18 protein-coding genes are annotated in these 22,919 nt (G+C 48.7%); 6 read left to right on the forward strand and 12 right to left on the reverse strand.

Annotated elements, in window-relative coordinates; genetic code table 11:
- Positions 1-56: 56 nt before the first annotated feature.
- From SK32_RS18895 to SK32_RS18920, 6 genes are all read right to left on the reverse strand, one after another.
- Positions 57-1,204, reverse strand: a protein-coding gene (locus SK32_RS18895; RefSeq protein ID WP_087770335.1) for an IS3 family transposase whose coding sequence is annotated in 2 segments (ribosomal slippage) — positions 57-967 and positions 967-1,204 — 1,149 coding nt in all. Because the reading frame shifts where the segments join, the coding sequence is not laid out codon by codon here.
- A 164-nt stretch (positions 1,205-1,368) separates the two neighbouring features.
- A complete protein-coding gene (locus tag SK32_RS25165; RefSeq protein WP_001324699.1) occupies positions 1,369-2,925 on the reverse strand; it encodes a TnsD family Tn7-like transposition protein in 1,557 nt (518 codons plus the stop codon).
- A 40-nt stretch (positions 2,926-2,965) separates the two neighbouring features.
- Positions 2,966-4,414 carry an ATP-binding protein gene (locus SK32_RS18905; protein ID WP_001049180.1) on the reverse strand — a complete coding sequence of 483 codons (1,449 nt, stop codon included), beginning with the start codon at positions 4,412-4,414 and terminating at the stop codon, positions 2,966-2,968.
- Positions 4,414-6,537 carry a transposase gene (locus SK32_RS18910; protein ID WP_000351437.1) on the reverse strand — a complete coding sequence of 708 codons (2,124 nt, stop codon included), beginning with the start codon at positions 6,535-6,537 and terminating at the stop codon, positions 4,414-4,416. Before SK32_RS18910 ends, SK32_RS18905 begins: the two co-directional genes overlap by 1 nt.
- Positions 6,524-7,366: a TnsA endonuclease N-terminal domain-containing protein gene (locus SK32_RS18915; RefSeq protein ID WP_000090707.1), complete on the reverse strand. Its 843-nt coding sequence runs from the start codon at positions 7,364-7,366 to the stop codon at positions 6,524-6,526. Before SK32_RS18915 ends, SK32_RS18910 begins: the two co-directional genes overlap by 14 nt.
- A gap of 114 nt (positions 7,367-7,480) precedes the next feature.
- Positions 7,481-8,710: a BaiN/RdsA family NAD(P)/FAD-dependent oxidoreductase gene (locus SK32_RS18920; RefSeq protein ID WP_048213626.1), complete on the reverse strand. Its 1,230-nt coding sequence runs from the start codon at positions 8,708-8,710 to the stop codon at positions 7,481-7,483.
- A 229-nt stretch (positions 8,711-8,939) separates the two neighbouring features.
- Here SK32_RS18920 and pitA point away from each other — a divergent pair, with 229 nt between their 5' ends.
- The gene (pitA, locus tag SK32_RS18925) at positions 8,940-10,439 is read left to right on the forward strand and encodes an inorganic phosphate transporter PitA (protein WP_048213627.1); all 1,500 of its coding nucleotides are present in this window, start codon (positions 8,940-8,942) and stop codon (positions 10,437-10,439) included.
- A gap of 64 nt (positions 10,440-10,503) precedes the next feature.
- Here pitA and uspB read toward each other — a convergent pair whose 3' ends face one another.
- The gene (gene uspB / locus SK32_RS18930) at positions 10,504-10,839 is read right to left on the reverse strand and encodes a universal stress protein UspB (protein WP_003023371.1); all 336 of its coding nucleotides are present in this window, start codon (positions 10,837-10,839) and stop codon (positions 10,504-10,506) included.
- Positions 10,840-11,232: 393 nt separating this feature from the next.
- Between uspB and uspA the strand changes: the two genes are divergently transcribed.
- Both uspA and dtpB read left to right on the forward strand, forming a co-directional pair.
- A complete protein-coding gene (gene uspA / locus SK32_RS18935) occupies positions 11,233-11,670 on the forward strand; it encodes a universal stress protein UspA (RefSeq protein WP_003023368.1) in 438 nt (145 codons plus the stop codon).
- Between the two features lie 281 nt (positions 11,671-11,951).
- Entirely contained in the window at positions 11,952-13,424 is a 1,473-nt protein-coding gene (dtpB, locus tag SK32_RS18940; RefSeq protein WP_048213628.1) for a dipeptide/tripeptide permease DtpB, read from the forward strand.
- 86 nt (positions 13,425-13,510) lie between these two features.
- Here dtpB and SK32_RS18945 read toward each other — a convergent pair whose 3' ends face one another.
- Positions 13,511-14,014, reverse strand: coding sequence for an RrF2 family transcriptional regulator (locus SK32_RS18945; protein WP_048213629.1), 504 nt, complete (start codon positions 14,012-14,014; stop codon positions 13,511-13,513).
- 231 nt (positions 14,015-14,245) lie between these two features.
- Between SK32_RS18945 and SK32_RS18950 the strand changes: the two genes are divergently transcribed.
- A complete protein-coding gene (locus SK32_RS18950; RefSeq protein WP_048213630.1) occupies positions 14,246-15,445 on the forward strand; it encodes an NAD(P)/FAD-dependent oxidoreductase in 1,200 nt (399 codons plus the stop codon).
- A gap of 104 nt (positions 15,446-15,549) precedes the next feature.
- Here the strand turns inward: SK32_RS18950 and rsmJ are convergent, their stop codons facing one another.
- Both rsmJ and prlC read right to left on the reverse strand, forming a co-directional pair.
- A complete protein-coding gene (gene rsmJ, locus SK32_RS18955; protein ID WP_048213631.1) occupies positions 15,550-16,299 on the reverse strand; it encodes a 16S rRNA (guanine(1516)-N(2))-methyltransferase RsmJ in 750 nt (249 codons plus the stop codon).
- 134 nt (positions 16,300-16,433) lie between these two features.
- Positions 16,434-18,476, reverse strand: coding sequence for an oligopeptidase A (gene prlC / locus SK32_RS18960; protein WP_048213632.1), 2,043 nt, complete (start codon positions 18,474-18,476; stop codon positions 16,434-16,436).
- A 208-nt stretch (positions 18,477-18,684) separates the two neighbouring features.
- On the opposite strand from prlC, the gene SK32_RS18965 reads away from it, so the two are divergent.
- Positions 18,685-19,527: a 23S rRNA (adenine(2030)-N(6))-methyltransferase RlmJ gene (locus tag SK32_RS18965; protein ID WP_003023347.1), complete on the forward strand. Its 843-nt coding sequence runs from the start codon at positions 18,685-18,687 to the stop codon at positions 19,525-19,527.
- A gap of 104 nt (positions 19,528-19,631) precedes the next feature.
- Entirely contained in the window at positions 19,632-20,984 is a 1,353-nt protein-coding gene (gorA, locus tag SK32_RS18970) for a glutathione-disulfide reductase (protein WP_048213633.1), read from the forward strand.
- A 66-nt stretch (positions 20,985-21,050) separates the two neighbouring features.
- On the opposite strand, the gene dinQ is transcribed toward gorA, so the two are convergent.
- Positions 21,051-21,134: a damage-inducible type I toxin DinQ gene (dinQ, locus tag SK32_RS26095; RefSeq protein WP_003837776.1), complete on the reverse strand. Its 84-nt coding sequence runs from the start codon at positions 21,132-21,134 to the stop codon at positions 21,051-21,053.
- 184 nt (positions 21,135-21,318) lie between these two features.
- Complete coding sequence (locus tag SK32_RS18975) at positions 21,319-22,713, reverse strand: cytochrome-c peroxidase (RefSeq protein WP_003837773.1); 1,395 nt, start codon at positions 22,711-22,713, stop codon at positions 21,319-21,321.
- Positions 22,714-22,919: the final 206 nt, after the last annotated feature.

Below are 22,919 nucleotides of genomic sequence, written 5' to 3' on the forward strand. Positions count from 1 at the left end.
AAACGAGGAAAGGCATCGTACCTTAGTGCGCCATGCTCTGAATCGCCACGGATAATCTAGACACTTCCGAGCCGTTGATAATACTGGTTTTCATATTCTGTCGGTGACATCTGATCGCTAGAACCATGCCGACGCTTACTGTTATAAAACATTTCGATGTAATCAAAAATATCGCTGCGGGCTTCTTCCCGCGTTCCGTAGATCTTTTTCTTTATCCGTTCGCGTTTCAACAACTGGAAAAAGCTTTCTGCAACCGCATTATCATGGCAGTTACCGCGACGGCTCATGCTGCCCTCCAGGCCGTGTGATTTCAGGAACGACTGCCACTCATGGCTTGTGTACTGACTGCCCTGATCCGAATGAACCAGCACCTGTTTTTGGGGATTACGCCGCCATACAGCCATCAGCAGTGCGTTCAGGACAATGTCCTTTGTCATCCGGGATTGCATGGACCAGCCGATAATTTTGCGTGAGAACAGATCAACAACCACGGCAAGATACAGCCAGCCTTCGTGGGTCCTGATGTAGGTTATGTCCGTTACCCAACGCTCATCCGGAGCATCCGGGTTGAACTGTCGCTGGAGCCTGTTGGGCGACACGATACTGGCCTCGCCTTTACGTGCCCGCGGGCTCCGGTATCCGACCTGAGCCTTTATCCCGACACGTTTCATCAGTCGCCAGACTCTGTTCACTCCGCACTGTTGCCCGCTGTCCCGCAGATCCAGATGGATTTTGCGATAACCATAGACGCATCCCGATTCCAGCCAGAACTGTTTAATCTGTCCTGTCAGTCTCAGGTCTGCCTGATGGCGTTGTGAATGCGGCTGCTGAAGCCAGGCGTAAAAACCACTGGGATGAACATCCAGCACCCGACAGAGCAGGCGAACAGGCCAGCAACAGGTGTTGTCACGGATAAAGGCGTACCTCAGTCGGACAGCTTTGCGAAGTACGCCGCGGCTTTTTTTAATATGTCCCGTTCGTCGGTAACCCGCTTCAGCTCTTTCTGGAGACGGCGGATCTCGGCCTGAGCATCTGACTCTTCTTTATTAGTGGAAGAATCCGGACCGTACTTCTTTATCCAGGCGTAAAGGCTGTGGGTGGTGATATCGAGACGTGTTGCAACGCTGGCAACAGAATAACCGCGATCAACAACCTGTTTGACTGCTTCAATTTTAAACTCTTCGGGATAACGCTTACCGCTCATGGGCACCTCTCTTTAAGCCATCTTAAATGACTCTGAGGTGTCTGTTAAACCCGTGGCGATTCACTTTGATATTATGTTCCTGCAATTGGATAAGTTATACATTATCTGTGAACGCAGAAGAAAACTGTGCCACAATTCATTTTCGTAAACCATATAACTCCCTCTTATTTAATTAGTTCCATTTTTCTGAGAAGTATCATTGTCATTGGTAGTTTATCTCTGTATTTCAAAAGCCAGCCATGCCCTCCCAGTAAAGCATCTAGACTTGTAAGTGACATCGAGTACTGCCCCTGAGATAAAACATCATTTATTAATGATGATGAGATAATATCTCTCTCGCTCCAGTCTACTCTTTTATTTTTATAGCATCGTATTGTTTTAGGAAGACAGGAATTAAGCCAGTCACATTCATGTTTATTTAGCCAATAGAAACTTGCATAACAACTTTCTTTGACTAACTTTCGTGTTATAGAAACGGATTGATTATGTATAAATCTTAATATTTTCTGCTTATGACGCCGTCTTAAAGAATCTTTTTTACATTTTTTACGCCATGAGCATAAACCGTAACAAGATGAAATTACAGAGGATACAGCTCCTTCCGATAATGAGTTTTTCTCAGCTATGGATGCCAGACTAAACCCCCTTACAGCCATAGACTTGATAAGCAATTCAGTGAATATATTAATTTTTGTGTTTCGCTTAAACGCCCTCAGGTATTTTTTATAAATAAGTGTTTTAATGTAACATCTGCTGCGACTAAATTCCTTCCCAAGGTTGCTAACACTAGTATTATTTTCAACTATATGAAAACTGTATTTCTTATGACTTTTAAAGATTTCTTTCTTTTTATTAGTACGACTTCCTGCATACGTTGGCCAGCAAGTATTTAACAAACAATAACAAAGCAAAAGATGCTTTGTGGGATGCTGACAACATTTGTCTTTGAGTATAGGCTCCCAGTAATGATAATCAGTTAGGGATGTTGGTATAAGTCCCGATGAACCCTCCCCAAATAACTGGCACTTAGCATAAACATGTGCGTAGAATACATTTTTCTTTAAATTTCCATCCAATGATAATAAATTCAACTTTTTAAGTACATCCATGTAATTGGGGTGTGTAATATCTTTTCTTCTGATTATATTTAGGGACTCATAACAAAACTTAGCAAAATCGAAGTCTATCTCATTGCTAAGTTGTTCTGTATACGAAACAGGAGGCATCAGTCCAATACGTATGTGCGGTGAAGAAGGGACATGGATGCTTTCAAGCGCTACCGGATGCCGATGGCAGGTTGTAACCCCATGAAGCTGATGCGCCAGATGCCAATAAGTAACACCATAATGAAAAGTATCTTCACGAGCGCAAACCGGGCAAAACTTCAATAGTGTGCGCTGCCCTAGTGAAAAATTACTAAGGCGGCACAATCGATTAAGCCTGGCAGGGGTCGTGTTGAAATCCATAATTTCATTACGACTGATTGGTAGTGCCCAGGCAAAAAGAGGGAGTAAAGTCTGTTCATGCCAGAGCTGATCTGCACTTTCGGATGTATGAAGAGAAATAGCCTTTAATCCTGAATTGAGAATTGGATGGACGTTCATATCAGGTTTGTTGAAAATGATCGTTAACAGAGAAGATGGGGACATACCGTACACGGTAGTTGTCCGACAAAACCGGCTGAACAAGGATTCATCAGGCAAAACAGGCAACATTCTCATTTCCCACACCTCTCTTTGACCGTTACGAACTGTTACCTCATTACAATTTATTAAGTGGATCTATATTTATAAGCCCGCAACGCTGAAGAGCATCGTAGGTATTTTTCTTTTCAGCTGTTCTGTTGATAACAAGATCGTGGTCAAGAGACAGTATTTTCTCGTCGAAATTGCGCAAAACCTCGTCTATTTTTCCTACGAATTCCTTGTGCTGTGGCCTGTCTATATCCCCAGGGATCAAAGACTTTAGGGACTTCTCTGCCATGATTTTAGCCGAAGCATCACCCTCATTAGATGCAGAGAGCCATTTAGCTTCCTCATCTTCAGTCGCGGCCCCCGGGAGTGGAGTATCCTTATATTCCTCCGTATGACTCACGAGTACCGGTACAGAGGCCGACAAGACTGCGCCAGTGATGATTTCATTGCCGCTACCGATAACCTTTAATTGTGCCCCCCGATAAATCATCTGAGCCAATCCAATATTGCCTTTAGATAAAATGAATAATTTTTCGTTTAACTCATCATTTAATGGAGTTTCAACATTTGTCCATTGTAATGGCCATAAATAATGAATAAACGATTGCCAGTCTTGTGAATCGTATCTAACATTCTTAATTTTCATGTAACCACCAGACTCTGCCCGCCTGGCAATTCTCATTTTCTTTGTCAGCGTCTCGTCAAAAGGATGATTTCCACAAAAAACCATAGATACCCCCATGGAATCTACAATTTCATGTAAAAAATCAATCAACTTACTCTCACCCCCGGTTCTTGAAAATTTAAGCCTCTGCATTTCATCAATAACAAGGATACCCAAAAATGATGATTTAATTCTTTGTGCAATCTGGCGAGCCAGAGCACCATTTCTAATCTCAGGTGTAGTTCGTTCAATACCAATTGCATCATCTAATTTTTGTAAAATCTCTTCACAAAGGTCTCTCACACTTGAATTGTATGGACAATTAATCTTTACCCATACAATTTGCTTACTGAAGCCGGGAAAAACTCCTTTATAGCTGCTGTGTTCTATAATCTGAGGGAAATGATCCATGACTTGCTCAATCATGGTAGTTTTTCCAGAACCACTCATTCCAACTATCGTAATAGTTTCAGCCTGGGATTTAAAATATCCACTTTCTGGCTCAATATCAGGACGCTCATTTCCATAGTAATGAAGATATTGAATTGTTCCGCTTTTTAAAGGATTACGAGCTGCATAGCTTTCCCTAAGTGCCCGTAAGATCATCTTATAAGCCTGGATAAGATTGGTTTGAGGGCAACGGAATTTCTTTATACGTTCGACATACTGCTCTCTAACATTCGCCGGGGCAGTCCAGCGGATTTTTTCGTCAATTTCGGGGAAATAACTCATTTCCAGAAGTACTTCATCTTCCGTAAGCGCTTCAGGAAGTGCTTCAATTAAGGGATTGCCACGATACTCAGGTAACTCCTGTTCTTTATATATCGCTGAAACGCGCCGTATAAGATTCATTATTCTGCGTCCTCAGTCTTCTTCTTACCTTTTAACCATCTTTGTTTCTCCTCCCGGCCAGGCAAAAGCAGAACATTACTGGATGAAGGAAGTAGGGGTTCAGATCTTCCATTAGCAACATGAGTTCGCCCTAATGAATCAAGTTCATTTTTCCTGTTCTTTTTAATATCTTTACCATGTACCCGGCGAGATTCGTATATTTCATTTAATCTTTCGTTACCTTTCCTGTTAAATTCATCTTTATTATTGATATTGCTGAGCGAATCCAGAGTAAATAAATTAATTTCTTTTTGAGTATCTACCCAATCAGCCATTACATCTGTATCAAGATGAGCTTTCCCTTTAAATACATCTCTTTTCTTAAGTAGGTAATGTTTTTTGAAAATGCTATTTTTGTCAAATCTTACATATATATAATCTACGCAATTGTCATCTATTCTTGCTTCACAAGTGGTTCTTCCAAATACTCTGACACCTGATGCAATTTCAGGATCACATTCATAAAAAAGATTATTGTACTGAATCCCACCGGCGGTAATGTTAGCGTTCACAGGGATTAACAATCGTGCGATCACTTCGTCGGCCCCAACGGCTCTTGCGCTGAATCTCCCGTGCTTTAAGCTTATCATCCAACTATTTTTTGGTGATATTACGAGATCATTTTCAATCAGTAAGGGATTGATATAAGCCAGTTCCTCATACGTTCTCTGATTATGTGCAAGTATCTCCCGAATCAGTAAAGACGTGACCTCCTGAATCGTTAAACAAGCCCTGGATTGCGGTGTTGGCTCTCCTTTAACAATCTTTCCCCTTCGTGTTGTTCCAATAAGCCTATGAATAACCTCATCATTCAGAATGCCGAAACAGCGTTCAACAATGCTTTTTCTGTCGCCTCTACCGACTGGCGCAAACTCAAGTTTTGTCAGGGGGGTCATCTCTTCCTGAGGTTTAAGACCAATCATCTCCCCGTTGTCACACATCAATGTTAATGGAATGTGAGAACAAGGCCAATCATCATCAGTAATAGAGATTCCAAATAATCTACAATATTCTTTTTTTGGCATAAAGCAATTTGCTAACGCTTGTCGGGCGGCTCGCCATGAAGCATGGTATAAAGAAACATGAAGGCCAACAATCATTCTTGTTGCACGATCCACCACTGTATAAATAGTAGGACGCCCAATGACTTTTCGTCTGTTTAAACTCGAAATAAGATGTACATCAGCGACAGTTGAGTCTATTTCGAAAACATCACCCGGCAAAACAGTTGTATTAGCCACACTACCTAAAAGCGCCCGCATTTTGAGGTCTATTTCTTTTTTCGTGTTCTTCTTATTTATCGAGAAATCTTTAGTGAAGAGTTTTTTATTCCAGTATGAAAATTGTTTTAAAGAAGGAACATATGGAGCTCTATTTTCTAGGTTTGCTGTTTTAATTTCATCCCTAAAATACAAATCAATATGTCTCTCTAATGTTTTCTTTATCGTATCTCCGTTAACTTTATAATGATACGTAATGAGAGATTTTCTAATATTATTTATATCTCTTTCATTAAGAATGAAAACACGTGATCGTTCATTAGGTAATGCTCTGTTTTTTTTGGAATTCCCAAGTTTAATTTCATGTTTGATTCTACTTTTCCCAGCGGCGCCACAGTTCGAGAATGCGGGTAGCAATGCATAAATATCCTGCCCATGTCGCCAATACAACGCCAGAAGCGTTCTGATAGTATATTGTGATATTTTTTTATTTCTTGAGTAATCCATTAAAAGGTGCGACTTTTTATGTAATGCATAGTCGAACAGAAACATTCTGTCATCTACAAGATCTTTAATGATATTGTAATTTTCATCTCGCCTTCCTCTGTCTTTATCTGTTAATTCTTTCTCATCTACTAACATATATGAAGGATATATATAATCTTTACAAGTTATGCTATTTGATTCAATATAATATTTAAACATTGAAAATGAGAAAGGGATTGGCTTACCCGTTCTTTCTGATTTTATTTTAAACAAAATTAACAAATCGACCTTTCTGTCAAAATCCAAAACACGGTAAAGTCCCTCTGCAAGCAAATCAGTGCCTTGAGAGAGCCAGACTGAATTCCTAATAATATCCATTTGCGTTCAGTCCTATATAGTGGTCATTGGAAATTATCTTTATCAGACCGGTTTCGAGTATTGGATATGATAAATCAACATTTATCATTTTTAATCCAATCATTGCCTGCAATAACATCATCGCTTCTTGTGCATCTACCCCAAAGATTGATGAAATCATTGCACGTAGTCCTACTATGGGATAAACATCTGGTTTAAGCTTCCATAGGATTTTATCAAGAGGATATTTATCATAAAATTCAGAACCATCTCTTAATACAGAAGTAGCCCAGCAAATGTTTTTACCGACGACGTTATTGAGTTCCGAGCCAACATAAATTTGAAACTCAACATCAATCAACTGCCAAAACATCCTCTCTATTTCAAGTTTTTGGGCTTCGCGTTCAGGTATGCTCTCGTTATGTTTTACTGCTATAGCTTTGTATCGAAGTCCGCCTTCAGGAGTTCTCAAGGTCAGTAAAAAATCGGTTGTCATAACATTCAGAACTTCGACAGGTACTCCTCTTACTCCCCTCACCATAGGATGTTGAAAATGTAGATGATTTGCTATTTGTTGGGTAAGCCGGAGAGGAAAGAGTGGGAATTGTTCCCGGATATCAATCACCGAGTCATTAAACTCAGCCAGATAGAAAAAGTTACTTTCGACAGAAGAAAGGAGATGATGGTTTCGAAACGTCTTAAGGCCAAAGACTATCGAACGGTTTCCACGGGATTTAACGTCCTGAGCTCTAAGCCAGGGCTGATAACTTTGGCCATAGCCCACTCCTATGCCGTCACCTAGCGCATTTTCATAATCCAAATAGGATTTGAGACGCCTACCCCTAGCCATGATCGTACCCTAAAAACGACATTGATACGTACCTATATGTGCATTTTATAGTCTCCAACCCTATAACCACACATTCAGTAAGTATACAACATTAGCGTCGTTTTTTGAGAATGGTTACAACTTTAGTGCTTTGTGTACAACTTTATTGTCCTCGGACAACACCAAATCCTGTGCACATGCCCAGGCGCTCGACCACGCCCACTGGAAGTTATACCCACCCAACCAGCCGGTGACATCCATCACTTCACCAATAAAGTACAGCCCTGGCACTTTGCGGGCTTCCATCGTGCGCGAAGACAGTTCGTTGGTATCCACGCCTCCCAGCGTGACTTCCGCTGTGCGATACCCTTCGGTACCGTTCGGCTGCACCCGCCATTCGGTCAGCGTTTCGACCAGCAATTGCTGATCGCGCACGTTAAGTTGTTTCAGCGTCACATCCGGGATTTGCCCTAATTGCTGCAGGCATTCCACCAGACGTTTCGGCAACTGCATCGCTAACGTGTTCTTTAAGCTCTGATTTGGATGTGCGCTTCGTTGTTCATCGAGGAAGCTCGCAAGGTCAACATCCGGCAACAAATTAATGCTGACAAATTCGCCGGGCTGCCAAAAACTGGAAATTTGCAAAACGGCCGGGCCTGAAAGCCCACGGTGCGTAAAGAGCAGGTTTTCACGAAATACGGTGCCGTCTTCAGCGGTGATAACGGAAGGAACAGACACGCCTGAGAGTACCTGAAGCTGCTCCAACAGTGGCTTATGCAGCGTGAAAGGCACCAAACCGGCACGGGTCGGCAGAACCTTCAGACCAAACTGTTCGGCAATTTTATAACCAAACGGCGTTGCTCCCAGACCCGGCATGGAAAGCCCACCGGAGGCAATAACCAATTTCTTCGCACCGACCGTCATCCCGTTCAGTTCCAGAATGAAGCCATCATCATCCTGTGCGACGCTCAGGACTTCGCTACGTAAACGCATCGTAACGTTACCTTTTTCGCATTCGGCCACCAGCATATCGACGATTTGTTGGGCCGAATCATCGCAGAACAGCTGGCCGAGCGTTTTTTCATGCCAGGCAATGCCGTGTTTACCCACCAAATCGATAAAGTCCCACTGCGTATAGCGAGCCAGCGCCGATTTGCAAAAATGCGGGTTTTGACTCAAATATGCAGCCGGTTCCACATAAAGATTGGTAAAGTTACAGCGCCCTCCGCCGGACATGAGGATCTTACGTCCAGGCTTTTTACCATTATCAATCAGCAGTACTTGACTGCCTGCTTGCCCTGCCTGCGCGGCACAGAACATACCCGCTGCGCCAGCGCCTATAATAACGGTATCAAACCTTTCCACGTTGCGATCCTCTCTAAAAAGCGGGCGTGAATTGTAAAGATTCCTCAGTGGTCGCACCAGCACCAAACTATCAATAATAGGTATTTACCTGAATTCTATAGGATAATTCTTTAGTGGTGTAAAACAAAGCAGGAGACAAATCAAAAAAACTCTATATTTCACTTTGCCCGCGCCGCCAAAGTCACTGATAATGCGCCGCGTTCATGTCCTCAAAATGGCGTAACGTCCTATGCTACATTTGTTTGCTGGCCTGGATTTACATACCGGGCTTTTATTATTGCTTGCTCTGGCTTTTGTGCTGTTCTACGAAGCAATTAACGGCTTCCACGATACAGCCAATGCTGTCGCAACCGTGATCTATACCCGTGCAATGCGTTCGCAATTGGCGGTGGTCATGGCTGCGTTGTTCAACTTCTTTGGTGTTTTGCTGGGTGGTCTCAGCGTAGCTTATGCCATCGTGCATATGCTACCAACGGATCTGCTGCTCAACATGGGTTCTTCACATGGCCTCGCCATGGTGTTCTCCATGCTGCTGGCGGCAATTATCTGGAACCTCGGTACCTGGTACTTTGGTCTGCCTGCATCCAGCTCCCACACGCTGATTGGCGCGATCATTGGTATTGGTTTAACCAATGCGTTGATGAACGGGACTTCAGTGGTGGATGCACTTAACATCCCGAAAGTGCTCAATATTTTCGGTTCGCTGATCATTTCCCCTATTGTCGGTCTGGTGTTCGCTGGCGGTCTGATCTTCTTGCTGCGTCGTTACTGGAACGGCACCAAGAAGCGGGCACGTATTCACCTGACACCAGCAGAGCGTGAAAAGAAAGACGGTAAGAAAAAGCCGCCGTTCTGGACGCGTATCGCGCTGATCCTCTCCGCTATCGGTGTGGCGTTTTCTCATGGCGCTAACGATGGGCAGAAAGGTATTGGTCTGGTAATGCTGGTACTGATTGGCGTAGCGCCTGCAGGCTTCGTGGTGAATATGAATGCTTCTGGTTACGAAATTACGCGTACCCGTGATGCTATCAATAACGTCGAAACCTACTTCCAGCAGCGTCCTGATCTGCTCAAACAGGCGACCGGCGTTGATCAGTTGGTTCCGTCTCCGACGGAAACGGCGACAACAACACCGGCAGAGTTCCATTGTCACCCGGCAAATACCATCAACGCGCTTGAGCGTGCAAAAGGTATGCTGGCGAACCTGGAAACCTACGACAAGTTAAGCGTTGAGCAGCGTAGCCAGCTGCGTCGCATTATGCTGTGCATCTCTGATACCACCGATAAAGTCGTGAAACTGCCTGGCGTAAGCAGCGACGATCAGCGACTGCTGAAGAAACTGAAAACCGACATGCTGAGCACCATTGAGTACGCACCCGTCTGGATTATCATGGCTGTTGCTCTGGCTCTGGGCTGCGGTACGATGATTGGCTGGCGTCGCGTGGCGACCACTATTGGTGAGAAAATCGGTAAGAAAGGCATGACCTATGCTCAGGGGATGTCGGCACAGATGACTGCCGCAGTCTCTATCGGTCTCGCCAGTTACACCGGTATGCCTGTTTCCACCACTCACGTTCTCTCCTCTTCTGTTGCAGGGACGATGGTTGTTGACGGTGGTGGTTTGCAGCGTAAAACGGTAACCAGCATTCTGATGGCCTGGGTCTTCACCCTGCCAGCAGCGATTATCCTTTCCGGGGTGCTGTACTGGCTCTCCCTGAAGCTAATCTAAGTGCATGCTCAGTAAAAAAGCGGGCCAGGAAACTGACCCGCTTTTTTTATATCTGTCGTAGAAATCAGTGCCAGATAATCAGCGCGACCATACTGATTAACACCAGCCCACATAACGCGCTGGTAAGGATGAACTGACCGCGAACCCGCTCACAGCGGCGAATAAACTCATCGTCATGATGATCACGGTAACGCTGAGCGTAGATATACCACACCAGACGCATCTGCTTGTTAGGTTGCCCATGCGAGGTAAAAAAGCCGCCCCCATCGACATACTGGTAAAGTAATGGATCGCAACCACGAAGTACCACTAACAGTGCGCGTAGCGAAGAAAAATAACGCGCCATATTAACAATGCAAACGACACATAAAGCCCAGAATAACGCAATGGTGCTTATCATATCTCCTCCCCGGCGACCCGCCCACGGAACGCCTTTCCGGGACTACCGCTCCCCAATACCCTGCCAAACCATTCAGTGAAGAGTACAACCGAAACCGCTCGTGTTAGTGTCACGCATCCGAGCGCCTCTCTAAATAGTGTAGGAGATTAGTTAATTTTTTTGCCAGAAGGTTAATCACTATCAATGCAATTAACTAAAAAATTTGTTTAACTACTTGGCAAGCAAGGCGGATTGACGGATTATCCCGGTCGCTATAATGTAAGGATAGTCCTTAAAAGGTACGTTTTTACGACTGGGCTAGCCCCGCGCATAAAGTTCGCAGGACGCGGATGACGCGGCGGCAAATGAACGCCAGCAGGCTAGTCATCGACAACTTATGGAAGGAGTAACACTATGGCTTATAAACACATTCTTATCGCGGTTGATCTTTCTCCAGAAAGCAAAGTTCTGGTTGAAAAAGCGGTCTCTATGGCACGGCCTTACAATGCGAAAGTCTCCCTTATCCACGTTGACGTAAACTATTCCGACCTGTACACCGGGCTAATCGACGTGAATCTGGGCGACATGCAGAAACGCATTTCTGAAGAAACCCACCACGCGTTAACCGAGCTGTCCACCAACGCAGGCTACCCTATCACCGAAACCCTGAGCGGTAGCGGCGACCTGGGTCAGGTTCTGGTTGATGCCATCAAAAAATACGACATGGATCTGGTCGTTTGTGGTCATCACCAGGATTTCTGGAGCAAACTGATGTCCTCCGCGCGTCAACTGATCAACACTGTTCACGTCGACATGTTGATTGTTCCGCTGCGTGACGACGAAGAAGCATAAAACGCTGGCCGTCGGGAGATAACCCGGCGCGCTGCAAGTCGTTAAGCCTGTAAACGCCCGCCTGCGCGGGCGTTTTTGTTTTTATCATTCAGACACAATTAGTACATCAATCCAACAAATAAATCATAATTAGTGTGATCAACTAATTGGATCGAAAACTATCTCTATAATAATCTACCCTTACGGCTAATCGCCGCAGTCTATAACAAAATAAGACTTTTTCGGCGCGTTTAAGCATACGCGTTCATACTTTTCGGGATGGCTTTGAAAGGCGAAGGAATATGAATACTACTGCACCTACGGGCTTGCTGCAGCAACCTCGTCCGTTCTTCATGATCTTCTTTGTGGAATTATGGGAACGATTTGGCTATTACGGCGTTCAGGGCATCCTGGCGGTATTTTTTGTTAAGCAGCTCGGTTTTTCGCAGGAACAGGCATTTGTCACCTTTGGTGCATTTGCCGCGCTGGTCTACGGCCTGATATCCATCGGCGGCTACGTCGGCGACCATCTTTTAGGGACCAAACGCACGCTGGTACTCGGCGCCATTGTGCTGGCGATCGGCTACTTCATGACCGGGATGTCACTGCTTAAGCCCGACCTGATTTTTATTGCTTTGGGTACCATTGCCGTCGGTAACGGGCTGTTTAAAGCCAACCCGGCAAGCCTGCTGTCAAAATGCTATCCGCCGAAAGACGCCCGTCTGGACGGTGCTTTCACCCTGTTTTATATGTCGATTAACATCGGTTCGCTGCTGTCACTGTCACTGGCGCCGGTGATTGCCGATAAGTTTGGCTACGCAGTGACCTACAACCTGTGCGGAGCCGGGCTTATCGTTGCACTACTGGTCTACTTTGCCTGTCGTGGCATGGTGAAGAATATCGGTTCAGAGCCGGACCATAAGCCGCTGAATTTCCGTAACCTGCTCTATGTGCTGGCCGGTACGGTTGTGATGGTCTTTATCTGCGCCTGGCTGATGCACAATGTACAGGTTGCCAACCTGGTGCTGATCGTCCTGTCGATTGCCGTGACTATCATCTTCTTCCGCCAGGCCTTCAAACTGGATAAAACCGGGCGCAACAAGATGTTCGTGGCCTTTATCCTGATGCTGGAAGCGGTGGTGTTCTACGTGCTGTACGCGCAGATGCCAACTTCGCTGAACTTCTTTGCTATCAATAACGTGCACCATGAAATTCTTGGTTTCGCCATCAACCCGGTAAGCTTCCAGGCGCTGAACCCGTTCTGGGTGGTACTGGCGAGTCCGGTGCTGGCCGCTATCTATACCCGTCTGGGAAACAAAGGCAAAGACCTGACCATGCCGATGAAGTTTACGCTTGGCATGTTCCTGTGCTCACTAGGCTTCCTGACTGCCGCCGCAGCCGGAATGTGGTTTGCTGATGCGCAGGGGTTGACGTCGCCGTGGTTTATCGTGCTGGTGTATCTGTTCCAGAGTCTGGGTGAACTGCTGATTAGCGCCCTGGGGCTGGCTATGGTCGCCGCACTGGTGCCACAACACCTGATGGGCTTTATTCTTGGGATGTGGTTCCTGACGCAGGCAGCAGCCTTCCTGATGGGGGGTTACGTCGCAACGTTTACCGCAGTACCGGAAAACATTACCGACCCACTCCAGACGCTGCCTATTTATACTAACGTGTTCAGTAAGATAGGCCTGGTGACCCTGGCGGTAACGGTTGTAATGGCGATTATGGTGCCATGGCTGAACCGCATGATTAATACACCGAGCACCGAGCAATAACCTTCAGTGCCGGATGGCGGCTATTACCTTATCCGGCCTACATTCAATATGCCCGATCGCCTTGCGCTATCGGGCATTTTAACTCGCTATCCTTTGCGAGCATCAATCCACTCCTGTACTTCCACCACGAAGGTATCTGGCGCTTTGCGGTACATTTTGCGCGCCAAGTCCAGAATCGTATGCTGGCCAAGCGCTTCTTCCATGCGCTGCTGCGCCATGTCCATGACCGAGCGCACACCGCAAATACCTTCACAAGCCCACTGGGGCGGATGCTCCTCAAAAACGGCTAAACGCTGGCGAATTTCACGACATTCAAAAATACGCTTATCGCCATCTATGGCATTGACCACATCCAGCACGGTGATGTCTTCCGCGGGTTTGGCCAACTGGAACCCGCCGCCCTTACCCTCGATACTGCGCACCAGACCTGCTTTCGACAGACGGGTGAAGATTTTTGCCAGATAGTCATACGGCACGCTTTGTAGTTCGGCAATTTCCCGCACGCTCATATCCCGCGCGTCGCCTTTGCTATCGACCATACACATCAGGCTATGGATGCCGTACTCAACCCCGGAACTGTAAAATGCCATTTTTTATCTCAGCCAAAATGAATCTGAGTTTATTGTAGCTTTTTCATCTAAGGCATTCCAGATAACAGAGCAACCCCGCATGAACATAAAAATATAAATAGATATTTATCAAACAGATAATAAAACACCCTGGCGTAATACTGAAAAAAGGATCAGGATCGCATTGCAATCCTTAACTACGACAAATAAAATCCGAGTAAATGATTCGTAGTCACCAGTGAGAAAAAAACAATGCATAAACAAATTCTGATCGTGGGCGCCGGCTTTGCCGGTATGTGGGCAGCACTAAGCGCCGCGCGACTGGCGGACAAACACCAGCAGACCATTGATATTACGGTGATTGCGCCACAGCCAGAGCTGCGTGTCCGCCCGCGCTTTTATGAAAGCGCCGTGCAAACCCTGGTCGCACCACTGCAACCGCTGTTTGACGTTACTGGCGTCAACTTCCTGCAAGGTCACGTCGAGCAGATCCTCCCGGACTCTAAAGAGGTGAGCTGGAAAGATGCCAACGGTGACATTCATCTGCGCCGCTACGACCGCCTGGTGCTCGCCAGCGGCAGCCACGTAAACCGCGATATCGTTGCCGGTGCCGCCGAGCACGCGTTTGACCTTGACCAACTTGAAAGCGCCGCCGTCCTGGAGCAGCACATTAACGATCTGGCATTACAACCGGAAAGTGAGGCTCGCAATACGGTAGTGGTCTGCGGCGGCGGCTTTACCGGCATTGAAATGGCGCTGGAATTACCAGGTCGTTTGCGAGAAATATTGGGCGCTGATGCTAAGACCAGAATTGTCGTAGTTGAACGCGGCGCTCAGCCAGGCGGACGCTGGAGCCAGGAATTACGCGACGTGATTATCGAAGCCTCCGCTGAACTGGGCGTTGAATGGCGGGTGAATACGGAAGTGGAGTGCGTAGATGCGTCCGGCGTAACGCTGAAAGATGGGCAGACCATTGCCTCACAGACCGTTATCTGGACGGTTGGCGTACAGGCAAACGGGTTAACGGCGCAAATTGACGCACCGCGCGATCGTCAGGGCCGCCTGCATGTGGACGCAAACCTTCAGGTCATCGGCCATGATAATATCTATGCCACCGGCGATGTGGCTTATGCCGCCACCGATGACAAAGGCAATCATGCGCTGATGACCTGCCAGCACGCCATCTTGCTGGGTAAATTCGCCGGTAACAATGCCGCCGCCAGCCTGCTGAACGTTGCGCCACTGCCGTATCGTCAGGAAAACTACGTCACCTGTCTGGATCTCGGCGCGTGGGGCGCGGTGTATACCGAAGGCTGGGATCAGCAGGTGAAACTGACGCGCGCAGAAGCGAAAAAGCTGAAGGTATCTATTGTCAGTGAGTTGATATATCCACCGAAGGCTGACAAGGCCGTGGCGTTTGAGATTGCCGATCCGTTGGCTCCATTCGTGTAGTCGAATCGCCGGATGCGGCTACCGCCTTATCCGGCCTACTAACGGCACCGAACTGTAGGCCTGATAAGCGCAGCGCCATCGGGCACTATAGCTCACCATCTGGCCTATGCCGTTCCCGCATAAATATCAAACCGATGCCCTTTCGTGACTACCGCATTGGGTGTCGCCACATCAGCGAGCGGCGGCGCGTAATCCGGGCGCTTCACCACGACACGTTTAGTCGCCAGCTGACGTGCTGGCGCCAACAAACCATCGGCATCTAAGTCTGGCCCCACCAGCGACTGAAACACGCGCATCTCTTTTTTCACCAGCGCGCTTTTCTGCTTATGTGGGAACATCGGGTCGAGGTACACCACCTGCGGGCGCGGCGTAATATCCGTTAACGCCGTCAGGCTTGAGGCGTGAATCAACTGCAAACGCTCCTGCAGCCACGGACCGATTTCCGGGTCGGCATACCCGCGCGCCAGGCCATCGTCGAGCAGTGCCGCAACCACCGGATTACGTTCCAGCATCCGTACATGGCAGCCCACCGAGGCCAGTACAAACGCATCGCGTCCCAGCCCGGCGGTCGCATCGACCACGTCCGGCAGGTAATCGCCTTTAATGCCGACCGCCTTCGCCACCGCTTCACCGCGGCCACCGCCAAATTTGCGCCGATGGGCCATCGCACCGCCGACAAAATCGACGAAGATGCCGCCGAGTTTCGGCTCATCACGCTTGCGCAGCTCCAGGTGTTCCGGCGTCATTACCAGCGCCATCAGGTTATCTTCATCGTGTTCCAGCCCCCAGCGGGCGGCCAGAACAGATAAGGCGCCGTCTCCGGCGCCTGTTTCATCAATTAAGCAGATTTTCAATTCCGCTTTACCCTAAATAATTCGAGTTGCATCAAGACAACAAGTGAAGGAATCCCTGGGAACGTACAAATAGTACGTGACCAGGGTGAGTGAGCGCAGTTGCCGAAGAGGCAGCTTGAAGTATGACGGGTAAATCAGCCTTTAATCCCGTAATGCTCAAGCATCGCATCAAGCTGTGGTTCACGACCACGGAAGCGTTTGAACAGCGCCATAGGCTCTTCAGAACCGCCACGGGTAAGGATGTTATCGAGGAACGATTGTCCGGTTTCGCGGTTGAAAATCCCTTCATCTTCAAAGCGAGAGAAGGCATCTGCCGCCAGCACGTCGGCCCACAGATAGCTGTAGTAACCCGCCGCGTAGCCCCCTGCAAAAATATGGCTGAAGGCATGCGGGAAGCGGCCCCACGCTGGGCCCGGCACCACGGCGACCTGTTTCTTGATTTCCGCCAGCGTGTCGAGGATTTTCGCCCCTTGCTGCGGGTTAAATTCCGCGTGCAGACGGAAATCAAACAGGCCGAATTCCAGCTGACGCAGAATAAACAGCGCCGCCTGGTAGTTTTTCGCCGCCAGCATTTTATCCAGCAGTTCCTTCGGCAGCGGTTCACCGGTCTCAAAGTGACCAGAGATAAACGCCAACGCTTCCGGCTCCCAACACCAGTTTTCCATAAACTGGCTCGGCAGTTCGACCGCATCCCATGGCACACCGTTAATACCGGAAACGCCCGCGGTTTCGATACGGGTCAGCATATGGTGCAGACCGTGGCCGAACTCGTGGAACAGGGTAATCACTTCATCGTGGGTAAACAGCGCGGGTTTGCCGTTCACCGGACGGTTAAAGTTACAGGTCAGGTAGGCGACCGGTTTTTGCAACGAGCCGTCACTTTTACGCATCTGGCCGACGCAGTCGTCCATCCACGCCCCGCCGCGTTTATGTTCACGGGCATACAGGTCGAGGTAGAAGCTGCCGCGCAGCTCGTTGTTTTCGTCGTACAGCTCGAAGAAACGAACTTCCGGGTGCCAGACGTCAACATCGGTGCGCTCTTTGGCAGTGATGCCATAAATACGTTTAACCACTTCAAACAGGCCGTTAACCGCTTTGTTTTCCGGGAAATATGGGCGCAGCTGCTCGTCGCTGATGCTGTAGAGGTGCTGTTTTTGTTTCTCGCTGTAGTAAGCGATATCCCACGGCTGCAGCTCATCAACACCAAATTCCGCTTTCGCGAAGGCGCGCAACTGAGCCAGCTCTTTCTCCCCCTGCGGACGGGCACGTTTCGCCAAATCGGTCAGGAAGTCGAGGACCTGCTGCGGGTTTTCCGCCATTTTGGTAGCCAGAGATTTAAAGGCGTAGCTTTCAAAGCCCAGCAGCTGTGCCAGTTCGTGGCGCAGCGCGAGGATCTCTTCCATTATCGGGCTGTTGTCCCATTTGCCAGCGTTCGGCCCCTGGTCAGACGCGCGCGTGGAGTAAGCGCGATACATCTCTTCACGCAGCCCCTGGTTGTCACAGTAGGTCATCACCGGCAGGTAGCTTGGGATATCCAGCGTTAACAGATAGCCTTCCTGCTCTTTGGCTTCCGCCTGGGCCTTCGCCGCAGCCAGCGCGCTTTCCGGCATACCAGCCAGCTCGGCTTCATCGGTGACTAACTTCGTCCAGCCCATCGTGGCATCAAGGACGTTATTGCTGTACAAGTTGCCGAGCTCAGACAGACGCGTGGCGATTTCGCCATAGCGCTGCTGTTTTTCCTTCGGCAGACCAATACCAGAAAGCTCAAAATCGCGCAGCGCGTTATCGACCGCTTTTTTCTGTGCGGTGTTCAGGGTGGCGTAATGATCGCCATCACGCAGGTCGCGGTACGCTTTGTACAGGCCTTCATGTTGTCCAACCCAGGTGCTGTATTCAGACAGCAGCGGCAGCGTTTGTTCGTAGGCTTCGCGCAGTTCCGGGCTGTTTTTCACCGAGTTCAGATGGCTGACCGGAGAGAAAATACGCCCCAGTACGTCGTCAACTTCCGCCAGAGGCTGGCAGAGATTTTCCCAGGTGTACGGCGCGCCCTGCGCAACCACGCGTTCAACGTTTTCGCGGCAATCGTTCAGCGCCTTAGTGACGGCAGGCACAACGTGCTCAGGCTGAATTTTAGAAAACGGCGGCAGTTCGAAGGGAGTCAGCAATGGATTGGTCATTAGCGCGGTCCTGTTGAAAAGAGTGAATGAAGCGCGTATCCGGCGCTGTGCATATTAATTTGTACAATGGGGTTAAGTGTAGAGGATTTCAATGCTAACCGTGACGGAAAGACGCCCGGTGGTGCTGCGCTTACCGGGCCTACGGGTAATCTGTGCCAATCTGCTGTAAACTGTGGCAAATCGTCATTTCAGCGGAATTTCATTACCCATGCTCAGTTATCGCCACAGTTATCACGCAGGCAACCACGCCGACGTCCTGAAACACACCGTCCAGAGCCTGATCATCGAGTCGCTCAAAGAGAAAGAAAAACCGTTTCTCTATCTGGATACCCATGCTGGCGCTGGCCGTTATCAGCTGAGCAGTGAGCATGCCGAACGTACCGGTGAATATCTGGAAGGGATCGCCCGTATCTGGCAGCAGGACGATTTGCCAGCCGAACTGGAACCCTACATTGGCGTGGTGCAGCACTTCAACCGCAGCGGTCAGTTGCGCTACTACCCTGGCTCTCCGCTGATTGCCCGCCAGTTGTTGCGTGAGCAGGACAGCCTGCAGTTAACTGAACTGCACCCGAGCGACTTTCCTCTGCTGCGCGGCGAATTCCAGAAAGATGAGCGCGCGCGCGTGGCCAAAGCCGATGGTTATCAGCAGTTAAAAGCGAAATTACCGCCGGTTTCCCGTCGCGGGCTGATCCTTATCGATCCACCCTACGAAATCAAAAGCGACTACCAGGCGGTGGTCACCGGTATTAACGAAGGCTACAAGCGTTTCGCGACCGGCACTTATGCGCTGTGGTATCCGGTGGTTCTGCGCCAACAAATCAAGCGCATGATCCACGATCTCGAAGACACCGGCATCCGCAAAATTCTGCAAATTGAACTGGCGGTGCGCCCGGACAGCGATCAGCGCGGTATGACAGCGTCTGGCATGATTGTGATTAACCCGCCGTGGAAGCTTGAGCAGCAGATGAACAACGTTCTGCCGTGGTTGCACAGCAAACTGGTTCCGGCAGGAACCGGTCATACCTCGGTAAGCTGGATCGTGCCGGAGTAATCGCAGCCATCGGTGGAACCTTTTAATATCAGGTATACAATCGCGAATATTTTGGCGGATGGCGTAACGCTTCTCCGCCCTACAATGAACATGAAGGAGCGGTCATGACCAAGCACTATGATTACATCGCTATTGGCGGCGGCAGCGGCGGTATTGCCTCCATTAACCGTGCGGCAATGTACGGCCAGAAATGCGCGCTGATTGAAGCCAAAGAGCTGGGCGGCACCTGCGTTAACGTTGGCTGCGTACCGAAGAAAGTGATGTGGCATGCCGCACAAATCCGCGAAGCGATCCATATGTACGGCCCGGATTACGGTTTCGACACCACCATCAATAAGTTCGACTGGGATAAACTGATCGCCAGCCGTACCGCCTATATCGATCGCATTCATACCTCGTACGACAACGTGCTGGGTAAAAATAACGTCGATGTCATTAAAGGTTTTGCCCGCTTCGTGGACGCTAAAACCATTGAAGTGAACGGTGAAACCATTACTGCCGATCATATTTTGATTGCTACCGGCGGTCGCCCGAGCCATCCGAACATTCCGGGTGTGGAATACGGGATCGACTCCGACGGTTTCTTTGAGCTGCCCGCGCTGCCGAAGCGCGTTGCGGTCGTCGGCGCAGGTTACATCGCCGTTGAGCTGGCAGGCGTGATTAACGGCCTGGGTGCCCAAACGCACCTGTTCGTGCGTAAACACGCGCCGCTGCGTAGCTTTGACCCGATGATTGTCGAAACCCTGGTTGAGGTGATGAACGCCGAAGGTCCGACCCTGCATACGCACGCGATTCCGAAAGCGGTCGTTAAAAACGCTGACGGCAGCCTGACCTTGCAACTGGAAGATGGTCGTAGCGAAACGGTAGATTGCCTGATTTGGGCAATTGGTCGTGAACCAGCCACCGATAACTTCAACCTGGCAGTTACTGGCGTAAAAACCAACGAAAAAGGCTACATCGTCGTTGATAAATTCCAGAACACCAGCGTGCCGGGTATTTATGCCGTCGGCGATAATACCGGCGCCGTTGAGCTGACGCCGGTTGCCGTTGCCGCGGGCCGTCGCCTGTCTGAGCGTCTGTTTAACAACAAACCGGACGAACATCTGGACTACAGCAACATCCCGACCGTGGTCTTCAGCCATCCGCCAATTGGCACCGTAGGCCTGACCGAGCAGCAGGCTCGCGAACAGCACGGCGATGACCAGGTGAAAGTGTATAAATCATCGTTTACCGCGATGTACACCGCCGTCACCTCACATCGTCAGCCGTGCCGCATGAAGCTGGTTTGCGTCGGTCCGGAAGAGAAGATTGTCGGTATTCACGGTATTGGTTTTGGAATGGATGAAATGCTGCAAGGCTTCGCGGTCGCACTGAAAATGGGCGCAACCAAGAAAGACTTTGATAACACCGTTGCGATTCACCCAACGGCAGCAGAAGAGTTCGTTACCATGCGTTAATCGCACTTCATGAGTGTTAAAGGGCAAAGAGGGGTTAGCTCTTTGCCCTTAGTTACGTTTCCGCTATCAGTTCAAAAGTTGCAGCAGATAGCGGATCAGCTCCAGCAACGCGATTAACGCTCCCAGAACGATGATTGCTTTATCAATCACCCGTTTTCTCCATCAGATGGAGTGAGAATGCACCCGCTTACTCATCCATTGCCTGTCACGGGGCATGCTCCATTGTTAGATGATAACTATCTCACCCCGGCCAGAGCCACCAACTCGGGCTGAAGCGTAAAAAAACCGACGTGAAGTCGGTTTTTTTACGTCCGAATCAGGACCAGGGCAAAGTCTATTTACCCTGCATATATGGCGTATACACCCCGTTCAGGCTCTCAAGGAACGCCACGATATCGTCAATATCTTCCTGCGGCAGTTCTTTACCCACCTGATAACGCAGCATCAGTTTTACCGCACCGTCGAGCGTAGGCACATCACCGCGATGGAAATAAGGCGCGGTCAGCGCAACGTTACGCAAGCCAGGGACTTTTTGACGCAGCTTGTCACGTAATTCATTAGTGACGTTCATGCGGCCAATATCTGCGGCAGTGACCTCGCCGAAATTAAAGTCCTTTTTCAAACCCAATGGTTCAAATGAACGTCCGCCTAAAATAATACCGCCATGACAGGTCGCGCACTTATTATCTTTAAACAACTGATAGCCATGTTTCTGCTGGGCAGTTAACGCCGCTTCATCGCCGCGTAGCCATTTATCAAACGGCGAATTTGGCGTAATTAGCGTTTTCTCAAACTCAGCAATCGCATCGGTAATATTATCTCCGCTGAATCCCTGCGGATAAACGGCGATAAACTCTTGTTTGAGTTGCGGATCTTTATCCAGTTTCTGAATAATTTCATCCCAGGATTTAGACGCCATCTCGATCGGGTTCAACGGCGGGCCGCCTGCCTGCGCCTGCAATGTTGGTGCTCGACCATCCCAGAATTGTTCCACGTTGAAGACCGAGTTAAATACCGTCGGCGCATTGATAGGGCCAACCGCGCCGCCTACGCCGATTGACGTTTTGCGGCCATCCACGCCGCCTGCGTTCAGGGCGTGGCAGTGCGCGCAAGAAATCGTGCTGTCACCGGAAATACGCGGGTCGTGGTAAAGCGTAAAGCCTAGCGCCACTTTGCGGGCATCGGTCGGAATGCTTTCCGGTATCGGCTGCACAGGCTCGTTACGATGCTGCGCGGCGGTATCGTTACTGGCGTAATACTGCTCGCGCTGTTTCGCAATCCAGCCCAGGATCTCTGCTCGCTCCGTATCGCTTACCTTGCCAGCCCAGTGCAGTGCGGTATAACGCGTCGGCGGCATAGTGTCGTACTGCATCACCCATTCAATTTTATTCAGGTCGCTTTGCGAAACGGGTTTATCTGCGACCAGCGCCGCACGAACGGCCTCAAGATTGAAGGATTTATATCCCAGTTGAATATCGTAATTCATCAACTGCTTAGCGACAGGAAAAGAAGAATAGAAAGGTAATTCAGCTGAAGGCGTGTGACAATAATCGCATCCTTTTTCGCGTAAAAACCCTAGTACTTTATTATTTTCTTCCAGCGTAGAGGCCTGAACATCAGCCTGTTTACTCCGTTGATTATCGTGATACCACACATAACCGGATAATCCAAAATAACAAATCACGACGCCAGCTATGGCTATCGCGGTAAGACGGGTAATGATTTTCATTATTTTACCCTCACCGTTGTGAGTTATTGTGACCCAGAAAAATTAGAATAATGAGTGCATAGTCTTTATCAGACTTAACCATCATAGAAAGTAAGGGATTTATTATTTTGATAAGTATCAAGCAATTACATGGGGGATAACTATCGATAGAATAGCCTGTGCCTATTACGGAGATAAGCTGTTATGGTTTTCCGTTCACAACTCGT

The organism is Citrobacter sp. MGH100 (assembly GCF_001034465.1).
Lineage (GTDB): Bacteria > Pseudomonadota > Gammaproteobacteria > Enterobacterales > Enterobacteriaceae > Citrobacter > Citrobacter youngae.